We start from the raw sequence: 5,615 nt of genomic DNA on the forward strand, positions 1-5,615 counted from the left end.
GGTGGCAATGAATTGCTGGAGTGAATCCATTTCTTGTGAGTTAGTTACGAGTCCTTCTCTCAGCCTAATAACTTCTCCTTATCCTTACAACTTGATTAGGATTGCTATATTCAACGCACTGAATAGCTGCGTACGCAGTTAGCTAGGTAGACAAGTAAAGCTTTAGTCCAGAGTGTTAGTCCAAAGCTGTATCTACTAGCCATCAGAAGGAATAAGCTTAAGGACCGTCAGAATCATGAGTTATTGCAGTATAAGCAATAGAGCAACAAAGGAGCTTGGGGCGATCGCCTCTCTCAGCTTCTAGGCGCCGTTGAAAGATTGAGCGCCAGAAACTTGCTAGTTTGGTGCTACTTCATCGAAGAATTGCAATGGCGCAACTATCAAGGCGTTTATTTTCTATTGCTCCTCGACTACTCCTTGCTGGCGTCATTGCTGGCTTCTGTTATTTAGTTTTTCGTATTACCCTCTTATCTTTCGTTGTTCTACCTTTACTGAATTCGGGTAATACCACCAAAATTTATATTGGCTTTTACCTTGAGCATCCCAGTATCGTCGGCAAAGCCTCTAATCTCCGTTGCGTAACTGATGGATTCGTCTCCGTCGATGCGCTAGACAGGTATGTTTACTACTGCCGCTTTAATATGAAGCCGTTGAATGTCAAACAGTTCGTTAAAGGAAAGGGACTAAAGTTTGGCAAGCTAGCGGGTACGTTTGGCAATGAATGTGTTCCATCGCACATGGATGTACCTATAAATCTTGACTCATCTCCTGCAAGGCTTTGGTGGAACCCAGAAGAGCTTGAAGCTGATTCTGGAGTGCAATGCTACTCCATCGGTACTCACGAGCTGCTGTATTCTCCAGCAAGTCAAACCGCTTACATGAGAGACTCTTACGACTAAATTAAGAGAGGCAGTAGCTTGAGTAAAGGTTTTGAGTAGGTATCTCGAGGTGTCGAAATTGTAACTGGAGGGGGCGATCGCGTCTCTGAGCTTCTGAGTTTCTAGGGGCGATCGCTCGTCTTCATTCCAAGGACTAGGTGCAAAATAGAAGCTTGTTCTACTGCTAAGGGACAGAACGATGGCTCGTGGAAACAGGCAATCAGTGAAGCCTCTTTCAAGAATGTATGTACTGGTCTGCACGACTTGGCAAAGCACTTTTCTGGGGCTGCTAGCAGGGCTGACCTTTGGTGGACTGTATGGTTTAGGTGTCTTTTTTCCGATACCCGGTGGAGCCTATTTTGGCGTTTTATTGGGTGCTATGTATGGTCTGGGGCTAGGGCTATGTAATGGTTTGTCGTTGGGTCTCGTCACCTGCGTGATTTTTTATCCTCTCACCCACGTGAAATATCATCGCTGGATGAGCCGGTTGATGGGGGCTGGTTTTTCTGGCATTGGTGTCTGCCTGAGCGTACTCTTAACCAATATCAACAAGGGCATGACGCCAATCTCGGCTTTGTTGATTGGCTTTCATTGCGTGACCGTCTCTGTCTTTGCTACCCTCATCGGCGATGCCCTTGGCTACAACTTGGCCCAATGGTATGAAAAGCAAACAACAGCCAGGACAGTCGTAGCGGGGGATGAGCCGCCTTCCCATCTGGTTGCACTCAACAAAATAGGCCAGATGTTAACTGCGACATTGCCCCTGGCACCTATGGGCTGGCGACTCATTGCTTCACTGTCTTTCATCTTGTCTGTGTTCGGGTATCGACAATTGTACTTCAGCGTTTGTGAAGGAAGAACTGGAGATGATTGTCTATCCTCGCCGCGTCTCCTAACCTCTGCACAAGCAGGCTTCGCGATCGCGCTTCCCCTATTTCTGGTAGGCATCGTGCTTTATAGCCAATATCGAGTTCGGCTCCAAATTGATGAGCATCGGGTTGCGATGATTTATAAGCTATTCGGATACCCATTCTGGACACGTTCTTGGGCTAGAGAGGAGATCAGGCAAGTCCGCCTAATTCGACCCCGGTTTGGCAACTATTTAGACGTTGCCCTACAAGTGAGACTTGGCAACCAGCAGATTACTCACGGACAACTCACCCTCAGAGAATCCCAGTGGCTAGCTCAAGAACTCAACAACTGGTTATGCGTTCCGCAAATCAATCTGAATTTGGAAGATTAACTGCAGCTTTACTTTGGTTTCGTGGGAGTTAGCACGCATAGTTTTGGACACACCGCGCTGACTCAAATAAGCCTGCCGGAGTGCTGCTGCGAGCCATTCAGAAGATGTTGAGCTGTCCTAGCTTGCGAGCACTTCAACAATATTTAGAGGTGTCGGAGTTGCAACTGGAGGGGGCGATCGCCTCTCTAATCTTTTAGGTTTAGGGTGTGGACGGCAACTAGTGAGGTGTTTGGTTTCAGAGATATATGTAAAATTCTGCCTATCTTTTCATCAGAGGTATATGGCACTACCTATCTATCTATATTGTCTGAGCTAAATTGCTATGCGGAAACATTCATTAACGCAAGGGTAAGGCTATTGGCAAAAACCTTTAGTTTTCAATACCCCTGGTTTTGAAGATCCACCTAGCGCAAGCAGCTAACTACAATTTTAGCCAGGTGCATCGTAATGACGGAGGCTTCGTAAACCCCGTGCAGATAAATCTCACACCTCAGGCAAGCCAGTATCCCTATAAATCAGGTTCCTATAGACCAGAAATTGATGGGATCAGAGCGTTTGCGGTGACTGCAGTCATCATTAACCACTTCAATAAAGACCTTCTACCAAGCGGCTATTTGGGCGTAGACGTTTTTTTCGTCATCTCTGGATTTGTTATCACTTCTTCTCTAGCAGGGCGTTCCAGCCAGAATTTCCGTGACTTTCTGGTCGGGTTCTATACCAGGCGTATCAAACGCTTAGTGCCAGCGTTGGTGTTGTTCGTTCTCATTACTGGTGTTCTGGTATGTCTCTTTAATCCCAGCCCAAGCTTTTCATTAAAGACTGGCATTGCATCTCTATTTGGTCTTTCCAATCTCTACCTACTAAAGCAGTCCACAAATTACTTTGCCGCCTCCACAGAGCTAAATATCTTCACCCATACTTGGTCTCTGGGGGTGGAAGAACAATTTTACCTTCTGTTCCCATTCCTGGCTTGGTTCACTGGCTTTGGTCGCCTGGCCACCCAAGGAGCAAGGAATCTGTTCTGGGTGACAGGAACACTATCAGTTGCTTCCTTGATTGCTTTTGTCTACGTCTACCAAACAAACCAGCCTGCTGCTTACTTTTTAATGCCCTCCCGTCTATGGGAACTGAGTGCTGGTTGCTTGTTGTTTCTAAGCCTGAAGCATCCAAATAGGTTCCTCCGCGCCCTTGGACGCCTTCCGCCTTTGATAACCACTGGTACTGTTGTTGCAGTTTTATTTGTCCCCCTGCAATTCGCTGTGCAAGCAACCGTTGCCGTAGTGGTGCTCACAGCAGTCTTGATTACCTGTCTTCGCCCAGGAACTGCTGCCTATGGCTTATTCACTCACCCACAAGTGGTTTATATCGGTCTGATTTCCTACTCTCTCTATCTCTGGCATTGGGGTGTTCTGTCTCTCAGTCGTTGGATAGTTGGCATTCACTGGTGGACGGTACCATTCCAGATTGCCCTCATGCTACTGCTATCCATCGCTTCCTATCGGTATGTAGAGACGCCTCTTCGCCGTTCGGATTGGTCTGCTGTTCGCTGGCAATCCATTGGATATGGAATGGCTGCTTCTGTCAGTGTTGCAGTTGTGCTTTTTGCTTTTGTCCAGATACCCAATTTGTCTCTATATGTAGGTCGCCGTCCATCATTGGTTGCGGCAGGAGTTCCCTCACTTACGGATGTATACCCGCTAGAACAAGCCAATTCATTATGGAAAGGTGACAAGTGCATCCTAGCTGACGGTTCGCAAGTGAGTAAAAGAATTCTCATTGAGAACTGTACACTGGGTAATTTCTCTAACGCAAAGAAAAGGGTCATAGTTCTTGGGAATTCTTTTTCAGCAGCATTCACTCAAGCGTTTGATGACCTTGTGATATCAGACGGATATTCAGTCACGATTACATCCTCCTTTGGGGCATCCCCTGTAAAGGAGATACCTAACAAAACCACCATATGGGGGACAGCAAATGATTATTACTGGGAAAGCGTTGTTCCTTCTCTCATCAGCCGTTTAGGAACTGGTGATTGGGTGTTTCTTATCAACGACATGTCAGATTTTTCGCCCAAGTACAGGACATCCGAAACAGATGAGCGTTTGAAGCAATTGGAGAATGGGCTGGAAGCACTCTCAGGCAAACTCTCGACAAGAGGTATCCGCCTGGCAGTTCTACACGGTATTCCTTTCGCCCGTGATGCGAAGTGTGACCCCGTAATCGCAGCAGAGCAATGGTTTTCTCCGTTTGGGACTCCTTGCAAATTGCCTAGTAAAAGTGAGTCACTTCGACGCCGTGACAATTTGAATAAAGTCTTTGCCTCCCTACAGACAGGAGACAAACTACGCATAGTAGACGTATCTGATGTTTTTTGTCCTGAGGAGCAATGTACTTACAATGCTAAGAACGGTCAGCTTCTTTACAGAGACGAATTCTCTCACCCATCAGTCGAGGGCGCTCGTTTGTCTGCCCCGATCATCCGTAAAGTTCTAACCTCTTCGTGAATGGTCATGACGTTTCTAAGCCTGCTGCAAGCTTGAAAGCTTGTCTAACGGATAGCAACGCTGATTTCCATTAGGACTACATTAGACAAACTCTCTGGATGAGCCGAGGGGCGTGAAAAGGCGTGAAAGGGCGTGATCAAAATGCTGCGATCGCCCCCTCACTCCACTAGAATGCTCACTTATTAGTGCCAATACCTGGGGGGAGTATGACAAGGAAGTTAACGCAGCACACGCTAGAGAGATTCGTGAAAAGGCTCTGGCTTGGCCAGCCAAGCCAGAGGCTAAGGAGCAAGCTCAGGAGTCTGCGAACAGTTCATCCTCAGAACCCGTAGAACCCTCTGACTCAAGTTCGCTAGTGGAACAAGAGCGATCGCCTAACTCAACCCGAGTAGGCAGTGCGCCGATCCTCGTGCCCCTTGGCTCAGGAGAGTATCTCTGCTGATGCCAGTCTCCCCCTTTGATTCATGTGCAATTTCTAAAGCTCTGCCAATTTTGCACATGAATCAAAGTTGACCAAGCACCTGCGATCGCCCCCAAAACTTTTCACCTCCTCACCCGATCGCTGGATCACCCTACCCGTTCTTTATTAATAAACTCACAGGGAGGGTGATCCAGCCACAACCCAGATTAGGCAGGAAGTTGAAGGGCATTTTGCCGCCCCCAAAAGAGCCTAGCTTTCACTGCCTGCGATCGCAGGTTCACACAATCGTATGGTTGTACGAAAGTGCGCAGCCAGTATATCGGGAAGCGAGCTGCTTGGGAAGAACAGTTTAGAACAGAAATAACGGAATAAGGTTACGGCTCCAGCATGTAGATAGCACTGCAATCTCAACCAGTCTATTTCTCTCACAAAGTTTCACTGAGTGGGTTCATGCATGGTAGTGCATCAATCGACTGTGGGATTGATAAAGTAAAGAGAGTCCTTCCCTAGAAACCAGGTGATGCAGTGTCCTCTGTGCGGTCATGCTAAAGCGCATAAGCATGGCAAAA

3 protein-coding genes are annotated in these 5,615 nt (G+C 47.3%); all 3 read left to right on the forward strand.

Annotated elements, in window-relative coordinates; all coding sequences use genetic code 11:
* The first annotated feature begins 368 nt into the window (after positions 1 to 368).
* The 3 genes from H6F68_RS00215 (at position 369) to H6F68_RS00230 (ending at position 4,625) form a co-directional block, all read left to right on the forward strand.
* Positions 369 to 899: a hypothetical protein gene (locus H6F68_RS00215; protein WP_190555699.1), complete on the forward strand. Its 531-nt coding sequence runs from the start codon at positions 369 to 371 to the stop codon at positions 897 to 899.
* A gap of 202 nt (positions 900 to 1,101) precedes the next feature.
* Complete coding sequence (locus H6F68_RS00220) at positions 1,102 to 2,121, forward strand: hypothetical protein (protein ID WP_190555700.1); 1,020 nt, start codon at positions 1,102 to 1,104, stop codon at positions 2,119 to 2,121.
* 392 nt (positions 2,122 to 2,513) lie between these two features.
* A complete protein-coding gene (locus H6F68_RS00230; protein WP_199299831.1) occupies positions 2,514 to 4,625 on the forward strand; it encodes an acyltransferase family protein in 2,112 nt (703 codons plus the stop codon).
* Positions 4,626 to 5,615 lie beyond the last annotated feature (990 nt).

It is taken from the genome of Trichocoleus sp. FACHB-262 (assembly GCF_014696035.1).
Lineage (GTDB): Bacteria > Cyanobacteriota > Cyanobacteriia > FACHB-46 > FACHB-46 > Trichocoleus.

Coding starts and splice junctions, on each gene's coding strand:
- H6F68_RS00215 (WP_190555699.1), top strand. CDS start 369: ATGGCGCAACTATCAAGGCGTTTATTTTCTATTGCTCCTCGACTACTC.